Source organism: Yoonia vestfoldensis (assembly GCF_002158905.1).
Lineage (GTDB): Bacteria > Pseudomonadota > Alphaproteobacteria > Rhodobacterales > Rhodobacteraceae > Yoonia > Yoonia vestfoldensis_B.
Map to the genome: position 1 here is coordinate 850,319 of NZ_CP021431.1, position 17,326 is coordinate 867,644.

Consider the following 17,326-nt stretch of genomic DNA (forward strand, 5'->3'; position numbering starts at 1 on the left):
AATAATTAAAGGAAAAATAATGGAAATAAAATTTAATATGATTGTCGTTTGTGCCGCGTTCGTGGGCTTGGTTGGCTGTGGCGGAGCCGACCTTGGTACTCGCATGGCGGGCTCAAAAATTGCAGGCGATGGCCTTGTAGCAGAGGGCCAACCAATCTCGGGCGCTGCAATACTTATGAAGCCTCGTGTTGAAGACTTGACTGACGAAAGCTTCAACATTCGGTATATTGAAATGGGATTTGGTTCAGGAACACCTGCGTCGGTTCGTGATCTTGCGGTTAGTCAATGCGCTGAATTTGGCAAGAACGCCGTATTCACAGCTGAAACGCGGGGCCTTTTGCAGCTAAACACCGTCAAAGCATACTATGAATGTATTTAATTTTACGTCAAAGTTCAATTACATACATGTAATCGCTAGTCGCCGATTGTGTCGCCTTTGCGATCAAAGCAAACAGTAATTTATTTTTATGATGACAGCCAGATTAAATTAAGTTCTTTTTACATGTCTATGCAGCGTGCGAAAGAAAGCGATAGTTTTTCGTTCTGCTGACCGTTAGATAACTTTAGGTGTTTGATCCCACGGTTTGATTGTGCGATCTGTTCATTAGAATAGAAGGAAGCATTATGGGACAAGTACTTAATGGCTGCGCCGCGACTACGCACGCGGTCAGAGCAGCAATACAGTGATCGCAAGCTACGAACGCGGCGCTAAGCTGGGAACTTGGGTTCAATGTCAAAAGAGTAGTCAAATGGCGCAAGCGCGTGACGCGAGAAGATCGCAACACTGGGCCAACTGAACCCAGTTCCACGGTTCTGAGTGCGAGTGAGGAAGCGATGGTCGTGGCATTCAGGCGTCATACGCTGCTTCCGCTCGATGATTGCCTCTACGCCTTGCAACCGTCCATCCCACATCTGACGCGCTCTGCCTTGCATCGTTGTTTGCAGCGGCATGGCATCTCTCGACTGCCAGATATGGAGGGTGACAAGCCCAAGCGGCAAAAATTCAAACGATATCCTATTGGCTATTTCCACATTGATATCGCTGAGCTTTATACAAATGAGGGCAAGCTGTATCTCTTTGTAGCCATTGATCGAACCAGCAAGTATGCCGTCGCGCAGTTGGTCGACAAAGCAAACCGCAAGACAGCCTGGGAGTTTTTAGAAGCTGTATTGGAAGCGGTGCGGTACAAGATTCACACGATCTTTACGGACAACGGCATCCAGTTTTGTGGGCAACTACGCAACCGGAGCACGCCCTATTCCCGGCCCATGCGGTTTGACATGATTTGCGCCGCAAATGCCATTGAGCATCGCCTGACCAAGCCGAACCACCCTTGGACGAACGGGTAGGTCGAGCGGATGAACCGCACGATTAAGGACGTTACCGTCACACGGTATCACTACCATAGCCGTGATTAACTCCGCACGCATCTCAGCGACTTCCTCGATGCCTACGGCTACGCGCGCCGCCTAAAGACGCTCAGCGGCCTCACACTTTACGAATACATCTGTAAAATCTGGACATTTGGGCCAGATCGTTTCATCCTAAATTCGATCCACCAGATGCCGGGGCTGAACACCTAGGCGATGAAGTTAGCGTCACTAAGTGCATTACTAGCAACACCAACCAGCACCGCTTCTACTGTAAGCTCACCGTCAAAGCTATCTGCTACATCATCGCCAGTAGCGCGAATAAGAACGGCGTCTCTAGTACCACCCTGTGAAGTCCATTCGTAAACGATGAACAGGAAGTCTTCACCGTTCGGACTTTCAACATATGCAGCACCAGTACCCCACACGGGAGAAGCAAACATGTTTTCTACTGCTGATACGATTTGAGCATCAGTTGATGCAGCGAAGTCCATATGCAAATAAAGGTTTTCCAACTCGATGATGACGACACCAGCTGACAGATCTGCAGAACCTGCTGTATTACTGCCATCTAAAATGATGCTGGCAAAGCTGCCTGCAACGATAGACTGTGCCGCAACAGCTGTACCAGCGTTATCAACCAAACCAGTAGTAGTGAGGATGAAGTCGTCATCAGCAACTGTAAAGTCAGTGATGGTGTCACCACTGTCTGTGGCTAGGTTGTGGTAAAATGTATCAGCCCCAGCTCCACCAGTCAGCGTATCCGCACCTGCACCACCCGTAATCGTGTCGTTGCCTGCCGTACCGACAATAACATTAGCAGTCGCACCGCCGGTAATGGTTAAAGCACCAGCTGTCATTGCGGCAGCGTTAACGTTCTCGAAGTTCGACTGCACCAGTGCGTCAGCGTTACCGTTGATTGTCATTAGCTGATCAGCATCCGCTGCAACCGACAGATCAACGACAACCGCACCAGCCGCAGCACCTGTCAGAATAAGAGTATCCGTATCAGCTCCGCCGTTGGCCGTATCAATATTCCCAGCCGAAACAAGCATCGCTATTTGGTCATTCCCTGCACCACCATCGATTGTATCCGCACCTGCACCACCATCGATTGTATCCGCACCTGCACCACCAGTGATTGTATTGCCTCCATCGTTGCCTATCAGGCTATTGCTCCCGTCATTGCCGATAAGGGTCACGTCTTCACTTGCGGCCATGTTACGAGCCTCAACGTTTAGCGCAGTTGTGCCAGTATTGTCGCCTGCAGCATCGCTGATCTCAATCGTCTCGACAGTGACGCCCGCATTGAGCGTCAGGGTCTCGTTCGCCGTTGTCGAGGTAAAACGAATTGTGTCTGTCCCAGCATTTCCATCGATATCCTCGCCAGCTGCGTGATCAGCTGCAGCCGCAATGATGAACACATCGTTCGGATTGCCTGTGCCGCCGCCGTCGCTGCCGTCCAGATCATCGGCTCCAGCGCCGCCAATTATTGTTACGCCGTTCATGTTATTCGTATTGGTGATGATGTCGTTGCCTGCAGATCCGACGTAGCTGCCTGTGGCTATGACGTCGACCAACATATGAAACCCGTCGGTCGCAGCGTTGGTAACCGATGCAAGCGACATGTCGACACCAGTCGCACCAATACCAGCTGTTACTCGCGCATCTGTGTTGGCTCCACCCAAGTTTTCGGTTGCGTTTGTTGCAGTGAATGCGCCGTTCACTGTTGCTCTGACCTTCGCGCCCGCCGCGACTGTGAACACATCCCCAGCCCCTAAGTCGCTTATCGTGTCTGTCCCTGATCCAATAGTGAAGATGTCATTGCCCGCACCACCACTCAGCGCATCATCGCCCTGGCCGCCATCAATCGCATCATCTCCGAATGATCCACTGATCGTGTCGTTGCCGGCTCCGCCAGTTATTGTGTCATTGCCACTTGTCCCCGTAATGGTGCTTGCCAGAACGGCGCCCCCATCGATCGTGAGGCCCACACCAAAATTTTGACCTGAGTAATTGACGGTAAGGTTGTTTGCTGTGATTTCAATTCGCTCGAACTCTGCGAACTGATTGATTGCATTTGGCGCAAAATTTGCCGCGACGGTTAGACTATCCGTTCCATTTCCACCGCGTACGGTCGCATCGTTTTCATCAGCAATCACCGTGTCATCTCCATCTCCGGCACGGATTACGTCATTGCCCGCACCCCCATCGAGGGTGTCATTTCCATCGCCACCGGCGATGTGGTCGTTTCCCGCTCCGGCGTCGATATTGTCGCTGCCGTCGCCGCCAAAAATGAAGTCGACACGATTACCCGCCCCGGAGGTGTCAATTGTATCATTGCCTGCGGTGCCGAGGGTGAATGTCTGCGCCGAGACGGCACTCGTCTGACCATTCGCACGGGCGAACAAGGTGCCTGTGGTGACAACCCCCTGCTGAACCAGCGTGAAAGCATTGCCGCCGACAAGGTTGGCCAGAACGCCACCGCCTGTCACCTCGAGCGTCGCGTCAATATCGGACTGAACGGTGAATGTGTCGGTCGGGTTGTTCACGGACAATACCGGTGCTGGGCCTGCGGGTGCGGGCGGCGCTGGTGGCGTGAAGCCGTTCTCGGCCAGTTGCCGTTCCAAACCTGCCCATGTGTCAAGAGACAGGCCGGGGTTGGCTTGGCCATTCGCGATTGCTGTCGCTGCATCCTTTACCTGGGCATAGAGGTCTGATGGTAACCCAAAGACCGCCCGCGCTTCGGTCGAGGTCAGGTTGCCAACCGCAAGGATACGCTGGTTCACGATGTCCATCGCGCTGTCTATCTCTGCCCGCAGCGCGTCAAAAACAGAAGTGGAATGGCCTGCCGCTTCAAGACCCGCCCGGTATGCGCTCAAAACCGCCCCAATGGTCGCATCCCCCCACAGATCCATCTCGCTCTTGGGGTTTTGGGCGACGTGCTGCACAAGGACCGTGTTCAAGGCGCTAGACGCGATATCAAAGGCTGGACGTGCGTCAAGTCCTGCCCCCTGACCAAGGCCGGTTAATGCGCGGGTGATATTGGCAAGTTGCTGGGCCACATGTTCGGCATCCCGAGCAGCTGCAGTGCTGATATTAGCTGCATCAAACGGATTGTAGCTCAACAGGTCGACTGACAGCCCCAAGGCCTGACGTAGCTCGGCCTCGGACAACGCAGTCTGAGTAAGAACCGTGGTCATCGGCGACATAACTGTCGCGCCAGCCGGTGCTGCCGCAAAGTGACCCGCAATAACACGCCCTGATGCTGCATCTATAGTTGTCGAGGTAACCTCGCCATGCAGCGTGTGACCTGCAGGCCCTCGCAGGCTGAAGGCACCGTCGGTGCCAGAAATGGCAACGGCCTCACCCGCATCATAGATGCCATTCAAGTTGCCATCGATGAATACGCGAAAATCATCGAGCGGCCCTTTGATAGCAAAGCCGCTTACCGTAGTCGTTGAAGCCTCCGTCGAACCTTCTGAGCTGCGGCAAGCGCCAAGCCCCAGCGCTGTAGCCATCACGACTGACCCGTTAATAACTTTCTGTTTTTGTAAAGAATATTTGGGGTTTAAAGGCTCTAGCCTACGAGTTGAACGCTGATATTCCATTGGAGCTCCAAATTTTTCCAATGGATAACGATGTAGAAATAGTGAATGCTACAAAGGTAACAAGGCTTCGCTGCTGTGGTGCCCTATGACAGCAGCAGAACGATACGCGCTGCCGACCCCAAATGGGCAACACTTCTTAAACCCTCTTGCGGGTCGGCAGGTCTTACCTAAAAATTGCCTCTTGGAATCTTGCCTTATCAAACCCCTCCAATTTTATAGAGTGAGCAATTTAAACTATGCCTGCCTGCCTTTTGAGCAATCAACATCTGCAAGCATTTTTTGCGGTAATCTGCATGGTTACGCCCAAAAACGCCGCGTAGCGCAGCAACTCGTGTTGCCAGCCACACTGATTGCAGAGCGACGTGCTCTGGGCCCTACAGCGTGCACACAGACGGTGTAAGACACCACAATGTTCAGCTGCTGGATATTGGCCCCTGCGCGCCCTGTGGCTTAAGCCTGTCAAAGTCAGCCTGTGAAGTGGCAGTTGTTACAGCTGCAGGCATGCCACTACCTGTAGCGTCCGGTTTAGCTTGTTGTTGCCTTTGAACATTTGGCTTTGGAACGGGCAGCGCCGCAATGGCTTTACCAATACGCGACTTCGGCTTCTTTTTGGTTTTTATCTCTCCACCCTTGAGGCGGGTCTCTAATTTGTTGACCAAGAAGCTGGTGGTGTTGGCGAAAATTTTTATGTCTTCAATGGCTTGATCTAACTGTACGTTACTTGACGCCTTCTCAATCACATCTATCAGTCGGCGTAGTTCTTCGCGGTCAGTCATGCGATGCCCCAAATACGGAGATGGGGTACACAAAAGACCACCCCAAAAGCATAAGTACTTTCCTACAAAAAACCGCAGCGCAGATTTTTGGGGCTGCAGAACCCATTTCAAACAAGCGGCTCATACTGCCATCCGTTCTGGCGCTCGCCACACTGCCTCTGCCTGCCGCGCAATTGCATCGTCACATAGCGCCTTGAGCTGATCAAACTGCTCCGCCATGGCAGCATGCTCAAAGACACCGCTGGCGCGCAGTCGTTGCGCATAATGTCCAAGCTTGTGCGCACAGATTGTCAGGGTTTCTACACTTGGCCCAGTGCCATGGTTGCGCAGCGTGCGAATGTACCCCTCACTCCGCCCGAGCCATGCACGGCAGAACTCTGGTGTGTTTGCCGCAGCTCCTGAACTGATCAGCTCATCTCTCATGTGTTCCAATAATTTTACACTCATAGGTTCTCCTAAAAATCTCATGTTCACAATTATTTAGCCAGAATAGGTTGGCCCACCCAAACAATCGCCATTAACATTTAGTCAAAAGAGACAGGCCATGCCCAGCTACAGCCCCAGCATGCGTTTATGCGCCACGTGCCAGCACTGGGCAGGTCAGAGAACCGTGAACTCAACGCGCGCTTTTGTCAGTACTGCGAGCGCAAGCACGCGCGGCGAATGAGTTGGGGGCGGGCATAACCATCACAAAACACCAGCGACTGGCACCTGCGCGAAGTACGTAAAATGGCCGGTGCTGCGGTAAGCTAGTGCGGACTGTATGGTCGAGCTGGACTGTGTTCACGTCCGAGCACTTCCGTCGCGACAAGCACGTAAAACTGCTGCGCAAATTTTCGAGTTTGGGGAAGATACGCAAAAAAACACAGTAAACGCGTTTACAGGTTTAACAGAGTAAACTTTTTTAGGCAGTTGGTTGAAGGTGTATGAGCAAGCGGCTGAAATACATACAGTAAGGAGTCATTTTTGACCGTTAGGCAAAACTGCTTATAGATGTTATTTCTGCATATTGCACAACTAAGAGCGCATCAGCCATACATAAGTTGCTCACCCATTGGTGCGCATTGGAAAGACGCCTTGCCCGACAGCCGCAATCAGTTGCTGAGCGCAGCGCAGGTCATGCTGGACCGCCTTGCGTTTTGCCCGCCTCAGTTCGATATCAATCTCGCGCGTGGAGTGCCCCATCCGCTGCATGTAGCTGCGTGAGATGCCATTGGCTTGTTCGGCAGCGTGATGACCCACGCGATCAGCGATCTCTTCGTCTGCCATGTCAGGACACCGCTTGCGCCATTTGTGAACGGCCAAGTGGCGATGCAGGTTCATCAGCACAGGGCGGCGCGCCACCGGATAGATGGCGGCTGATCGGTATAGGGCCATCCGCTGTGGAAAGAGCAGCTGTGTATGCAGTTCTTTCAGGCTGTGTTCAACTGCCTCGGCGCCTAGAGACAGATCGATCTGCACATCTACGATTTTTGCACCGTCACCAAAGTTGTGTTTGTCGCTCGTCAGTGCTGCCGCCGTGGGTTCGGTAAACAGAAAATCGTGGTCTGCCCACCATGCCCGAAAGGTTTGCCCGTATATATTGCCGAAATCCCGAAATAGCTTTGCGCAGGAACCAACGCCTCTATTTGCACATGTTTTACGATAGTCTTGGTTATGCCGCAGATAGAGCCACCAATAGTAATAGACTGAGCATTTCCATGCCGGTGCGCCGCGATATGGCGGGGTTGGCCCTTTCTGCGCGCTGGCGGTGTAATGGAATTGAGGCGCAGCGTGTTTGAAGGTCGGCGCGGAACGTGACCTGCTTTTGTGGCGAGAGCCACCTGACTCAACGAGTTCCGACATATTCGTTAGTTAAGACATGGACCTTGCTTTTGCACAATCTCGAAATTGCATAGCCGATTCTCGACTTTGTGAGGTCTTCGTCCCGAGGGCCTATTTCTGCTCAATAGAAAGGACAATCTATGTCTGACACCAATTACAAAGTTCAATTAGAACATACTCTTGATCAAATCTCAGCCGCTCGTGCTGTCTGGGAAGAAGGAACACTGAAATCATCCAATGACGAGCTTTACGCAATTCTTGAGCGTTGCTTTGAAATTTATAAAGAAATGAAGGAGGACACTGCCAAGCGCCGTTCTCTCAACTCATTGCTAACGGATCGTAATATGAAACCCCGGACTAGCACTAGCTTGGGTCTAAAGGTGATCCGGTATGTCTTCGGCAAAGAAGGCAATCGCGAAGCAGCCTATGCAAAGCTGCTTTCGGTGGCTTATGACCTCAAGCCTACCGAGCAAAGCTTGAGCAGCTACATCCAAGAATGTGGCGGTGTCGAAGAAGTGCGCCGCACGTCCAAGATTAAGGATGGCACTGCGATGACGGCTGAAGACTACAGAAAGATGGCGCTAGAGGGTCTGAGCATGGCCCGCATTGCGGTGGCGTCATTTAATTTGCCCGAGTTCATCCAGCCCAACCGGGAATATGATGAAGATTATGTGGTGGGACTGATCCGCTGCAATACTAATGGTACGGGCGATCTTCTATTTGGCAACAACGACGCCAAAGTGATCGATACGGTGCTAGTAGCATCCGGCAAGTACCTCGATCAAAAAGCGCAGGATGATCAAAAAGGTCTTGAGGCAGCGGATGTTGCCAAGCGGCGCACAGAAGATGTCAAAACCTTTGCGCCCAAGCTCTTTGCGTCAATGACGCACAAGTTGCGTATCACTGACGCGGCTATCACAGCAGCAGAGTAAAAAACTTTGGTGCGGGGCGTGAATACAGACGTCCCGCAGTGCAAGCCCGTCTTCCTCGAAAGGATATCCCATGACCTTCGCTGAACGTCACAGGCCGCGGTCTGTGCATGACCTTGTATTTGCAGATCCCAATGTTGCCGCGATCATCGACCGCTATGCCTATGCCCGCCCATCAAAACCACTCTTGCTTTATGGCGAACCTGGTACGGGCAAATCAGAAGCTTTACGTTTGATTGCACAAACCCAGTTTGCCCAAGAGGGCATTGGGTGTGTGGACTTTACAATCAATGGCGCAGATGCCGCAAAAGGCATCTATGATAAAATGCTGAACATGGCACAGATGCAGATGTGGCCAGTTAGTACGCCTGCCTTGATCGTGATCGATGAAATCGATGAGATAGAGGAAGCGTTCCCGGGCAAAACCCGCACCTTTATCGAGCAGCACAAGAGCGTTCAGCTTCTAGCCAGCACAAACTACATCAATAAGCTGAAGCCTGCCCTGCAAAGCCGCCTGCGGTGTGTGGAGGTGAAAAAGCCTGCTCCCACAGATTGGGTGCCACGTGCCCAAGCGATCCTGACTGCTGAGGGGGTAAATGTATCTTTTTCGCTCGTTCAACAGCTTATGGCAAATTTCACTGGCGATGCACGCGACTTCGTTGATTATCTCGAAGAGCAAGTCGACGCCGCACGGCAATTTGCACCTGCTGCATCCGTGCAACCTCGCACAGTCGCGAGCATCCTGAACCAAGCTGCAAGAGGCACGCCATGACGGATCACATCAAGGATATGCGGATGGAGTTCAGGTTTTTTGAGCTCTACGGCCTGCGCAAAGTGGTTGCTGCTGCAAAAACCTCAAACACTCCGAAGGCAGATTTTGTGCCCCTCGCTGAAACCCTGCTGGCCGAAAACCAAGCCCGTGCTTTTGCGGCTCGTTGGCCCACGCTCACCGTAGATGAACAAATCACCATCTGCGAAATGCTGGAGAGCGATCATGGATAGGCAAACATTGATGTTGGAGCTGAAGGGGCTTTCGCAGGTGGTCAATGCTGATGTACGCGACCTCGTTTACAAGCGCCATGCTGTAAGCACCTTGGCGGATGACTACGAGGCGGTGAATCCCTTTCATGAGATGTTGGATCACCTTGAAAGCGATCTTATTGGTGCAATCGATCTATCTATCTATGAAAATCTCTCGCGCGAAGCGGGCAGTGTCTTTGCAGCTCAATGGAACCAGATGTCTGTGTATCAGCAGTTTCAGTATCTTGAAGACTACGTGCGGGGTGTTTCCAAATGAACAAGCATTCCACACCAATTTCTGAGCTTAATGCCGTCGTAGAAGAACTTATACGTCTCTGGTCTATCATTGCGGAAGCCGATCTTGAGCTAGATTTGTTTACTGCGTCCGATGATCCTGACCCCGCACAAGAAAAAATCATTGAGTATCAAATAAGATCCACGGCTCACCCTAATTTTGGAGGTATCGAAACAAGCGATGAGGGAACCATCGAACAGCGTATTGACCATGAATTAAAAGAGTGCGCATTGATTATCACGACTGCGGTGAAGGTGTACTTGCCAACGCCCTTACACGATCTCTTCGCAAAACATCGCTCTGGCGCACTGTTCGAAGCTGAATTTAACTACCTTGGGCTCACTGCAGAACTGCGGTTTGATCATGTCGACGAGTACATTGTCATATCGTATTTCATCAACGCTGTGCACCAACTGCGGCTTGATGCTTTTACGGAGACCCTCCTCAGACCCAATGCAACGGCACTGATGACAGAGCTTTTGCCCTACATCCCTTGGTTTAAATATGCTGCGGCCCTTGCGGATCAGACGGATGATAGCGCACTTCGGGCCCAACTGATCACGGACATGAACCTTGTGCTCGCTTACCTATCAAAAGGTGGAGAGGTAAATTTCGCAAAGCTGAGGTCGCTGTGCGATGTTACGGGCAGCTTGCAGCCTGTATTTTCTCTCATTGTCAAAAACATGCCCGAACTGCTCGACAACTAAGAAGCAGGGCCATCTGTGCGGCCTGAACAGGGACAAGCGCGTCTCGGAGGGTTGATATTGTGATCGATGATAGTGTTGCCGACCTGCTTGAGGCAGCTTGCCTCAGTGTGTTGTGGTAGTCACAAGCGCCCTTTTATGCGGTGGAACTACAAGTCTTGCGGGCGGTCGATTGCTGCCTGCGCTACGAGACGGCCTGTTTTGGCGACATGGAAGACCGCGTGGAGCACATGCTGGTCATAAGTATCACGGCTGCTGCAGCACAGATGACCGAGGCGGAGCGAAGTGCGTTCTTTGCGATTTGGGATCAACTGGACGAGGCCACACAGCTCTACGTGCTCAACGGCTATAGCGCTCTGCCCCCTTATGGGATGTGGACCTAGCGACTGCAAAATGCGCCAGGGAGGCTGTGCCAAGCCGACCCATGCCAGCAGTGCCAACATAAACTGATCGCTCAGAAACGACCTGCATTTGCGTCCTCGTTGATAAATACACGAGGAGGAGAGTGCATGGTGTTGGCGGAGCGCAAACGTGAACGCAGAGCTTTGATGGACAATCTGCTGGCGCACGACTGGGACGTGTTTGGCACGCTCAAGTTCGTCAACGGCAGACGCATCGGCAGAACCTCAGCCACGAAGCTGCTGCGCAGCTACTGGAACAGGGCCGACCGTGTGTTCTTTGGCCATGCTGCTGAGCGACAGGGTGTGCGTGTGCCGCGCTGGTGTTTTGCGCATGAGGGCAGCGACAGCGATAACTTTCATATTCATTTCCTGCTAAAATCCCCCATTCGTGACACGGAACGCACCTGTACTGTGCTGAACGCGATCTGGGCGCAGCATCACGCGCAAACAGCGCCTTTGGCCAAAAACTGGATCACACCGGTTATCAACAGATGGAAGGCTGCCGAGTATTGCACGCGCGAATATTGGCGCATGGGCAGCGCCACATGGTTGGACGGGATCAGTTGGCACAGCATCGATTTGGCTGAAATGGCTAAATACGAGCATGACGCTCAGCGACAGCGCATTGAAAGGGCAGCCAGCCCAATCTGGCTTAGGCAAGCACATGAGGCATTACAGGCACAACAGGCAGCGTATGCGGCAGACGACGGAGACCTCGTAGAGCAGCGTGGCTAGGCCCCTGCGCACTGCAACATATCAGACAACTCGAACAGGATGGTGTCGTAGATGAATTTCTTGGCACATCCTTGTTCACGAGCAAATGTTCAAACAACATAAAGTCAAAGAGAACAGATGAAAAACATCAAGTGGAAGACGAAAAATAGATAAAAACAGTATATTAAGTGAAGAGGTGCTCAAGTTGTTAAACAACGTTGAATGCAAGACCCAGCATCAAGTGAGATGAAAGTTATCATAAGAGATAAGTTTTTATACAGGGGCGATAGGCCAAAACACAGCGTCAGCGGGTTATACCGTTAGACGCTTTTTTTATGGGCGTTGCTTCGGTTTACACCGTGCCTTTCGCTGATCAAATCTTTCTGCCAAATCATTCCGTCTTTCCGGTCGTCCACTTACTTCGTTGACCATATGTTCGCGTTATAGGTGTATAGCAAGGGAGCACTTACTCGATGACACATTTGGCAAAATTGACATTCAAGACAGTCTCAAAGAGCACCGCACGTGATCCAATGATTGCGCGTCGTGACAAGCTGGTTGCGGCTCTTGAGGAACAGAAGCTTGTATTTGACGCAGCTGTGCGTGGTGAACAGCACATGATTGAGCGGTCAAAGTGGATGACAAATGATCAGGGCGAACGGGTCTTGGTCAAAACACAGCGACGTGCTCGTGCGTGGTTCTTTCAACAAGACCAGGGTTGGTATGTGCAGTGCCGTTATGGCGCACGTGTGATCGCAGCAGATGGGGTCAATAATGCTGTGTTCGTTAAAACGCTCAAGGACGTGGCCACAGTGTTGGAGGCATTCGCAGCGGCAGCTGCGGCTGGTGAGCTGGATGCAGCCATTGCAAAGGCCACACAGCGCGAACCAGGCCTCAAGCCAGGTGCAGCACGAGCCATTGCCAATGAATGACGCGGCGAAAATAGCCATACTTAATGATAGAGCACGGCAAACCTTCATGGATTGTCGTGTTGTGATCACACAGGGCATTCAGTCGTTAGGTGAAACTGCCACTGCGGAAATCTTGTCTGCAGTGCAATCGTTTGATGCGTTCACAGCGGACAACGACCCATATGGTGAGCATGACTTTGGCAAGATCATCTATGCAGGTACGGATGTGTTCTGGAAATGGGATTATTACGATTTGGACTTCACTATGCACTCGCCTGACCCCACGGACACCACTGTCACAGCGCGGGTGCTTACCATCATGCTGGCCGAAGAGTATTGACGGAACTAGCATTGCGGTGGGGTTGTCTACCTGCTCAGAGCAGCGGTATCAAACAGAACTGATGAACCAACACGGAGCGACGCAACATGACCCCACAATCAGTGCCAGATGCCGTATTCCATACGCGTGTGCGCAATCCCGATATTGCAGGCGATAATCCGTTTGAGTGGAAACAGCTTTCGACCGGTGATGTGTTTGCAGGCAAACGTGTCGTGGTTTTTGCCTTGCCGGGTGCATTCACGCCAGCCTGTTCAGAAAGTCACTTACCCGGCTATGAGCGGCTCCATGACCAGTTTGCTGCACAAGGCGTTGACAGCGTTGTCTGCGTCGCTGTGAATGATGCTTTTGTCATGTTCCAGTGGGCCAAATCTCAAAACATCCAGAAGGTGTTCATGCTGCCCGACGGCAATGCAGAGTTCACGCGCAAAATGGGCATGCTGGTTGATCGGTCTGCACAGGGCCTGGGCATGCGTAGCTGGCGCTATTCAATGCTGGTTGAGAATGGTACAATCTCAAAGCAATTCGTCGAGCCAGGGCTACGAGACAATCCACCCGGTGTGCCGATGACGGTTTCATCTGCGGAAACGATGATGGACTACCTGCTGCATCATCACCAGCCAAGGTCAGTTTAGACAAGCACGTAATTCATGCCATCACGAAGCATGATTGAGTTTTGTTTACTGCCTGGTGATCATCCTGACGTGCAGCATTCGCCATTGCTGCGGGCTGCGCTGCTGACTTTGAATGATGCGCATGAACATGCGATGCTCTTCCAAACCAAGTCGTTCTGTCGTGTGATTGTAAATTGGGCCGCTGCGCTTTCTGCTAATCCTAATAAATCTGAGGTGGCATTGCAAAAACCAGTTTCGCGTAAAAAGTCACGGTTCAATTCTAGGCGCAGTCACTGGGTCGCCTGTTTGGAACGCTGATCCCGTTATATTTAATGTGTTTCGATCAAAGTAGCTATTCTGGCATCGATGAGCTATGTCTTAGAGAGTGGGGTTCTTGGCTCAATGGAATTATGGCACCATGATTTAATCGCATATAAGCTAAAGATTTAAAATGCAATATGTGAATTTAATTTAAATGGGAATTTAAAGAATATGACTGAAGCGCAATACTTAATTAACCTGCCAAAAACTGGATCGTTTGAGATTAAGATTCACAAAAATGGTCAAATCGCAAGTGTTCACACTCTTGGCGATCTTTGGGATATTTTAGAGCAAGATATTCAGAAAGGTGTTGATGCGGTGCTTATTTTGAGAAACGTCATAAAGCAGCAAAAAAAGTACTCCTTATCATCAATGATAAATAAAGCCATAATAGATGGTCATGCATTTTGTTTTGGTTTATACACTGTTGGCGTTGGTCAAAAGTTTTTGAAGTTCGACTTTTTCCGCACCATTGTTCTTGAAGAATTTAATGTTATTAGTGGGATAGTGGTTGATCTAACTGAATTTCAGCAAGTATCCTCTCATTATTATGATGTTCTTAATGCGAGTAAAGCATATACTTGGAGGCTTGATTTGCAATCAAACGAAGCCACATTTGCGCCAAGTTATTTAGAACATGCGATACACGGTCCAGGTAGCTTGAGTATCGCGTTGAACGACTGGATATCTATTTTGCACCCAGATGATGTTCAAGGTGCAAAAAAAGCACTGAAGCAACTGACCAGTTTGGAAAAAAGAAAGTTATTGTGGAGTATAGGCGAAAAGACAAATATGATAAATGGATTTGGCTTAGGGTTCATGCGAGTGTGAGCAAGTATGATTTTTCAGGAATGCCGCTTGAAATAAAAGGTATCAGTTTTAATATCACGTCAGAGCGCGAAGGTGACCTGATCAAGTAGCAAAATCACATGCCGTTCTTGTCAAAAGCCTCGGACACCTTTGCTGCCGCTGACTGAGAAGCGAGAATACGTCGCCCATACCGCGCAGGCATTTCTGGCGAGGTCCAGCGACCTGCGACCATGATCGATGTAAGATCGCAGCCAAGACGAAACGCATCATGCACACCACCCACTCTGGTACTATGCGCTGAAACCTCCGGCCGACCAACGCAGCGTTTCATGATGCGTGAGACTGTCGCCGGGTCCATGGGCACAACTTTTCCGCCACGTTGCGACTTTGTCAAAATTGGATCATCTGCTTTTCTGCCAGCCAGCTCGATCCATTGCACGACCGCCTGTGAGCCTTTTGCTGACAAAAATGCGTATGATCCTTCGCCATTTTGGTCAGTCTTAGAGCGGGCCACAAACATTAAGCTGCTTCCGTCATCTTGGCGCTGCAGATCACGGACTTTGAATGCGACGAGCTCTGATGCTCTGCACCACGTATCCGTTGCCAGCCACAGCAGCGCTTTGTCTCGAATGTCGCGCCGTTCATCACCCAGCTTAGCGATGACTGCGAGCACTTCGCGCTTACCAAGTGGCGGGGCCTGCCTTTGCGCGCTGCCATAGCGGCGCTTCACGCCCTTCAAAGCAAGCTCAACGAGACGATGACGGGTTGGTGACGGCAGAAACTGCGAGCGATGCAGCTCAGCGATCCCCCACAGTCTGGTTTCAATCGTATTGGCAGCAAGCTTACCACCCATGTCGTCTACCCATGCGGCCACTGTTGCAGGTTCAATAGGGGGTGTCGCGTTATGCCCGTTGTTGCAGCACCATTCGGTGAAGGTGCGCACTATCAAGCGGTAATTTCTTAAGGTCTCAGGGGCAAACGCAGCTTCTGACCGTCTGCGATACTCTTCTATCAGGTCTTTACGCTTTTTGGATGATATGTTCGAAAGTCTGCTAAGTAATTCTGTTCGCTCAATATCTCTGTCAAATGCCTGTTTCATCCCTAACCCTTTCAGCGCTTCTTTGCCATTAACCTGATCTTAAACAATTCGATTAAATGTCTAGATAGTCATTGGGGGGGAGACATGAGCATAGACCAGCATTGCCAGCTAATCCTGCGTCTGGAAGCTGCATTGCTGGAATATGTCGAAAAGTATGGATTAACTGAGCAAGCGCGGACGTTGCTGACAGCCGCGCCTGCCTATGATGTTTTTAAAAGCGCAACAAGCAGATCAACCAAACCGGCAGAGCCAAACGATTTGGTGTAAATATCGCCCGTGTCTATGAGCAGCTGACAGCCGCGATTTAGTTGGCTGGTTGGGCGATGGCCAAGTCTTCGGGCGTCTTGCCTGATGCAAGGGCTTCAATGTACCAGAGCGGTTTGCGTCCTCGACCAGACCACGTGAGGGTAGGGTTCTCAGGGTGCTGATATTTTGGGGCAGCAGCAATACGGCGGGACTTAGTGTTTGTGCCAATCAGCTCAGAAAGCGAAAAGCCCAACTCTTTTGCCAGCGCTTCCACTTTGCTGCGGGCTTCAGCTTTTTGACGATCTTCAAAAGTTGAAATAGCTTTGGTGATGTCTTTATGCAGCTGCTTGAGTTCATTAACTGACATGCTGTCCAGATTTTCTTTAAACATTTAGAATCCGTTGTTTGCGTTATTGGGGGGCTGATATACCTGCCGTCCACAACCTTCAACGCACATTGAGGTGGTTTGGTTCCAATATCTTCTGTAGCTGGGTTGTTTTTTAAAACGCTGCTGCATTCATCTATCTTTTGACAACGCTTTTTGCTGGAACGACCGCCAATGCTGCAATAACTGCGCAGTTTATCCTGCGCTGCGCGACACAGCTGAAAACCTCATAGAACTAGTATTCTATGAGGTTATTGCTTAACCAATTGAAAAGCATAGAGAAAGACGCTGGCTGGAAATCGGTCGACCAACCGAAACCTCAGACTTTATAGTCAAAGCAAGCAAAGCATTAGGTTTTTTGGGGGATTTTGGATGCGGCAGGCACAGACATTGAACGAGGCGCAGCTGCGCCGAGTATTACACTATACAGGCAGCAGGCGTCATCCGGTTCGTGATAGGACCATCATCATGGTCAGCTTCTATGCAGGTCTGCGCGCCAAAGAAATTGCTGCGCTCTCTGTTGGGAATGTGTTTGACGAAGCGGGTGCTGTGCGTGAGCAGTTCATCTTGAGTGCAGCACAGAGCAAAGGCGGGCAAACGCGCACGGTGTACCTGAACCAGCGCTTGCGGCGTGCGTTAGTGGACTATGGGGACACGATCAAATTGGTGGACCCGCAGCAGGCGCTGTTTGCAAGTCAAAAGGGCGGGCACTTCTCAGCCAACACGATGTGCCAGTTGTTCTTGGACATCTACAAGGCTTGTGGGCTCAAAGACGCCAGCAGCCACAGCGGTCGCAGGACCTACATCACACGCTTGGCCAACAAAGGGGTAGGGGTGCGGTTGCTTGCAGCTTTGGCGGGGCATGCGCATATTTCGACTACACAGCGGTATATCGACGTGAACGCCGAGCAGTTGGCGAATGCAGTTGAGCTGCTGTAAGCGGGACCCGTAGTCTTAG

21 protein-coding genes and 1 pseudogene are annotated in these 17,326 nt (G+C 51.1%); 16 read left to right on the forward strand and 6 right to left on the reverse strand.

What is annotated here, in order from left to right; translation table 11 throughout:
* The first annotated feature begins 19 nt into the window (after window positions 1-19).
* Entirely contained in the window at window positions 20-379 is a 360-nt protein-coding gene (locus LOKVESSMR4R_RS20040) for a hypothetical protein (RefSeq protein WP_157898123.1), read from the forward strand.
* A gap of 245 nt (window positions 380-624) precedes the next feature.
* A pseudogene (locus tag LOKVESSMR4R_RS04140) lies at window positions 625-1,584 on the forward strand (IS481 family transposase).
* On the opposite strand, the gene LOKVESSMR4R_RS20740 reads toward LOKVESSMR4R_RS04140, so the two are convergent.
* The 4 genes from LOKVESSMR4R_RS20740 to LOKVESSMR4R_RS20045 all read right to left on the reverse strand — a co-directional run bounded on the left by LOKVESSMR4R_RS20740 (window position 1,581) and on the right by LOKVESSMR4R_RS20045 (window position 7,603).
* Window positions 1,581-4,892: a beta strand repeat-containing protein gene (locus LOKVESSMR4R_RS20740; protein WP_162290721.1), complete on the reverse strand. Its 3,312-nt coding sequence runs from the start codon at window positions 4,890-4,892 to the stop codon at window positions 1,581-1,583. The pseudogene LOKVESSMR4R_RS04140 and the gene LOKVESSMR4R_RS20740 overlap by 4 nt on opposite strands.
* A gap of 503 nt (window positions 4,893-5,395) precedes the next feature.
* On the reverse strand, window positions 5,396-5,758 hold the full coding sequence (locus LOKVESSMR4R_RS04150) for a hypothetical protein (RefSeq protein WP_087206437.1): 363 nt from the start codon (window positions 5,756-5,758) through the stop codon (window positions 5,396-5,398).
* Window positions 5,759-5,878: 120 nt separating this feature from the next.
* A complete protein-coding gene (locus LOKVESSMR4R_RS04155) occupies window positions 5,879-6,205 on the reverse strand; it encodes a DUF6626 family protein (RefSeq protein WP_087206438.1) in 327 nt (108 codons plus the stop codon).
* 600 nt (window positions 6,206-6,805) lie between these two features.
* Window positions 6,806-7,603, reverse strand: a complete 798-nt coding sequence (locus LOKVESSMR4R_RS20045; RefSeq protein WP_157898124.1) for a hypothetical protein — start codon at window positions 7,601-7,603, stop codon at window positions 6,806-6,808.
* Between the two features lie 119 nt (window positions 7,604-7,722).
* Here LOKVESSMR4R_RS20045 and LOKVESSMR4R_RS04165 point away from each other — a divergent pair, with 119 nt between their 5' ends.
* The 12 genes from LOKVESSMR4R_RS04165 (at window position 7,723) to LOKVESSMR4R_RS04210 (ending at window position 14,659) form a co-directional block, all read left to right on the forward strand.
* Entirely contained in the window at window positions 7,723-8,514 is a 792-nt protein-coding gene (locus LOKVESSMR4R_RS04165) for a hypothetical protein (protein WP_087206440.1), read from the forward strand.
* A 70-nt stretch (window positions 8,515-8,584) separates the two neighbouring features.
* The gene (locus tag LOKVESSMR4R_RS04170) at window positions 8,585-9,283 is read left to right on the forward strand and encodes an ATP-binding protein (protein ID WP_087206441.1); all 699 of its coding nucleotides are present in this window, start codon (window positions 8,585-8,587) and stop codon (window positions 9,281-9,283) included.
* Window positions 9,280-9,513, forward strand: coding sequence for a hypothetical protein (locus LOKVESSMR4R_RS04175; protein ID WP_087206442.1), 234 nt, complete (start codon window positions 9,280-9,282; stop codon window positions 9,511-9,513). Before LOKVESSMR4R_RS04170 ends, LOKVESSMR4R_RS04175 begins: the two co-directional genes overlap by 4 nt.
* 10 nt (window positions 9,514-9,523) lie before the next feature.
* The gene (locus LOKVESSMR4R_RS04180) at window positions 9,524-9,808 is read left to right on the forward strand and encodes a hypothetical protein (RefSeq protein ID WP_157898125.1); all 285 of its coding nucleotides are present in this window, start codon (window positions 9,524-9,526) and stop codon (window positions 9,806-9,808) included.
* Window positions 9,805-10,533, forward strand: coding sequence for a hypothetical protein (locus LOKVESSMR4R_RS04185; RefSeq protein ID WP_087206444.1), 729 nt, complete (start codon window positions 9,805-9,807; stop codon window positions 10,531-10,533). The genes LOKVESSMR4R_RS04180 and LOKVESSMR4R_RS04185 overlap by 4 nt, the downstream gene beginning before the upstream one ends.
* A gap of 155 nt (window positions 10,534-10,688) precedes the next feature.
* On the forward strand, window positions 10,689-10,913 hold the full coding sequence (locus LOKVESSMR4R_RS20050) for a hypothetical protein (RefSeq protein WP_157898126.1): 225 nt from the start codon (window positions 10,689-10,691) through the stop codon (window positions 10,911-10,913).
* A gap of 126 nt (window positions 10,914-11,039) precedes the next feature.
* Window positions 11,040-11,666, forward strand: a complete 627-nt coding sequence (locus LOKVESSMR4R_RS04190) for a hypothetical protein (RefSeq protein ID WP_087206445.1) — start codon at window positions 11,040-11,042, stop codon at window positions 11,664-11,666.
* A 452-nt stretch (window positions 11,667-12,118) separates the two neighbouring features.
* Complete coding sequence (locus LOKVESSMR4R_RS04195) at window positions 12,119-12,577, forward strand: hypothetical protein (protein WP_087206446.1); 459 nt, start codon at window positions 12,119-12,121, stop codon at window positions 12,575-12,577.
* A complete protein-coding gene (locus LOKVESSMR4R_RS04200; protein WP_237331900.1) occupies window positions 12,570-12,896 on the forward strand; it encodes a DUF3768 domain-containing protein in 327 nt (108 codons plus the stop codon). The genes LOKVESSMR4R_RS04195 and LOKVESSMR4R_RS04200 overlap by 8 nt, the downstream gene beginning before the upstream one ends.
* Window positions 12,897-12,982: 86 nt before the next feature.
* On the forward strand, window positions 12,983-13,528 hold the full coding sequence (locus LOKVESSMR4R_RS04205; RefSeq protein WP_087206447.1) for a peroxiredoxin: 546 nt from the start codon (window positions 12,983-12,985) through the stop codon (window positions 13,526-13,528).
* A 15-nt stretch (window positions 13,529-13,543) separates the two neighbouring features.
* Window positions 13,544-13,825, forward strand: a complete 282-nt coding sequence (locus tag LOKVESSMR4R_RS20055; protein ID WP_157898127.1) for a hypothetical protein — start codon at window positions 13,544-13,546, stop codon at window positions 13,823-13,825.
* Window positions 13,826-13,999: 174 nt separating this feature from the next.
* Window positions 14,000-14,659 carry a hypothetical protein gene (locus LOKVESSMR4R_RS04210; RefSeq protein WP_087206448.1) on the forward strand — a complete coding sequence of 220 codons (660 nt, stop codon included), beginning with the start codon at window positions 14,000-14,002 and terminating at the stop codon, window positions 14,657-14,659.
* Between the two features lie 94 nt (window positions 14,660-14,753).
* On the opposite strand, the gene LOKVESSMR4R_RS04215 is transcribed toward LOKVESSMR4R_RS04210, so the two are convergent.
* Complete coding sequence (locus LOKVESSMR4R_RS04215; RefSeq protein ID WP_087206449.1) at window positions 14,754-15,737, reverse strand: tyrosine-type recombinase/integrase; 984 nt, start codon at window positions 15,735-15,737, stop codon at window positions 14,754-14,756.
* 84 nt (window positions 15,738-15,821) lie between these two features.
* Here LOKVESSMR4R_RS04215 and LOKVESSMR4R_RS20060 point away from each other — a divergent pair, with 84 nt between their 5' ends.
* Complete coding sequence (locus LOKVESSMR4R_RS20060) at window positions 15,822-16,004, forward strand: hypothetical protein (protein WP_157898128.1); 183 nt, start codon at window positions 15,822-15,824, stop codon at window positions 16,002-16,004.
* A 37-nt stretch (window positions 16,005-16,041) separates the two neighbouring features.
* Here LOKVESSMR4R_RS20060 and LOKVESSMR4R_RS04220 read toward each other — a convergent pair whose 3' ends face one another.
* Window positions 16,042-16,374 carry an H-NS family nucleoid-associated regulatory protein gene (locus LOKVESSMR4R_RS04220; protein WP_087206450.1) on the reverse strand — a complete coding sequence of 111 codons (333 nt, stop codon included), beginning with the start codon at window positions 16,372-16,374 and terminating at the stop codon, window positions 16,042-16,044.
* A gap of 366 nt (window positions 16,375-16,740) precedes the next feature.
* On the opposite strand from LOKVESSMR4R_RS04220, the gene LOKVESSMR4R_RS04225 reads away from it, so the two are divergent.
* Window positions 16,741-17,307 (forward strand): tyrosine-type recombinase/integrase, encoded by a 567-nt coding sequence (locus LOKVESSMR4R_RS04225; protein WP_087206451.1) that lies wholly within the window; start codon window positions 16,741-16,743, stop codon window positions 17,305-17,307.
* Window positions 17,308-17,326 lie beyond the last annotated feature (19 nt).

What these genes read in the sequence shown, in the direction of transcription:
- LOKVESSMR4R_RS04225 (WP_087206451.1), top strand. Translation starts at nt 16,741, where the DNA reads ATGCGGCAGGCACAGACATTGAACGAGGCGCAGCTGCGCCGAGTATTA.
- LOKVESSMR4R_RS04155 (WP_087206438.1), bottom strand. Translation starts at nt 6,205, where the DNA reads ATGAGTGTAAAATTATTGGAACACATGAGAGATGAGCTGATCAGTTCA.
- LOKVESSMR4R_RS20740 (WP_162290721.1), bottom strand. Translation starts at nt 4,892, where the DNA reads ATGGCTACAGCGCTGGGGCTTGGCGCTTGCCGCAGCTCAGAAGGTTCG.
- LOKVESSMR4R_RS04215 (WP_087206449.1), bottom strand. Translation starts at nt 15,737, where the DNA reads ATGAAACAGGCATTTGACAGAGATATTGAGCGAACAGAATTACTTAGC.
- LOKVESSMR4R_RS04165 (WP_087206440.1), top strand. Translation starts at nt 7,723, where the DNA reads ATGTCTGACACCAATTACAAAGTTCAATTAGAACATACTCTTGATCAA.
- LOKVESSMR4R_RS04205 (WP_087206447.1), top strand. Translation starts at nt 12,983, where the DNA reads ATGACCCCACAATCAGTGCCAGATGCCGTATTCCATACGCGTGTGCGC.
- LOKVESSMR4R_RS04190 (WP_087206445.1), top strand. Translation starts at nt 11,040, where the DNA reads ATGGTGTTGGCGGAGCGCAAACGTGAACGCAGAGCTTTGATGGACAAT.
- LOKVESSMR4R_RS04175 (WP_087206442.1), top strand. Translation starts at nt 9,280, where the DNA reads ATGACGGATCACATCAAGGATATGCGGATGGAGTTCAGGTTTTTTGAG.
- LOKVESSMR4R_RS04170 (WP_087206441.1), top strand. Translation starts at nt 8,585, where the DNA reads ATGACCTTCGCTGAACGTCACAGGCCGCGGTCTGTGCATGACCTTGTA.
- LOKVESSMR4R_RS20040 (WP_157898123.1), top strand. Translation starts at nt 20, where the DNA reads ATGGAAATAAAATTTAATATGATTGTCGTTTGTGCCGCGTTCGTGGGC.
- LOKVESSMR4R_RS04220 (WP_087206450.1), bottom strand. Translation starts at nt 16,374, where the DNA reads ATGTTTAAAGAAAATCTGGACAGCATGTCAGTTAATGAACTCAAGCAG.
- LOKVESSMR4R_RS20055 (WP_157898127.1), top strand. Translation starts at nt 13,544, where the DNA reads ATGCCATCACGAAGCATGATTGAGTTTTGTTTACTGCCTGGTGATCAT.
- LOKVESSMR4R_RS20045 (WP_157898124.1), bottom strand. Translation starts at nt 7,603, where the DNA reads ATGTCGGAACTCGTTGAGTCAGGTGGCTCTCGCCACAAAAGCAGGTCA.
- LOKVESSMR4R_RS04200 (WP_237331900.1), top strand. Translation starts at nt 12,570, where the DNA reads ATGAATGACGCGGCGAAAATAGCCATACTTAATGATAGAGCACGGCAA.
- LOKVESSMR4R_RS04210 (WP_087206448.1), top strand. Translation starts at nt 14,000, where the DNA reads ATGACTGAAGCGCAATACTTAATTAACCTGCCAAAAACTGGATCGTTT.
- LOKVESSMR4R_RS04180 (WP_157898125.1), top strand. Translation starts at nt 9,524, where the DNA reads ATGTTGGAGCTGAAGGGGCTTTCGCAGGTGGTCAATGCTGATGTACGC.
- LOKVESSMR4R_RS04185 (WP_087206444.1), top strand. Translation starts at nt 9,805, where the DNA reads ATGAACAAGCATTCCACACCAATTTCTGAGCTTAATGCCGTCGTAGAA.
- LOKVESSMR4R_RS04195 (WP_087206446.1), top strand. Translation starts at nt 12,119, where the DNA reads ATGACACATTTGGCAAAATTGACATTCAAGACAGTCTCAAAGAGCACC.
- LOKVESSMR4R_RS20060 (WP_157898128.1), top strand. Translation starts at nt 15,822, where the DNA reads ATGAGCATAGACCAGCATTGCCAGCTAATCCTGCGTCTGGAAGCTGCA.
- LOKVESSMR4R_RS04150 (WP_087206437.1), bottom strand. Translation starts at nt 5,758, where the DNA reads ATGACTGACCGCGAAGAACTACGCCGACTGATAGATGTGATTGAGAAG.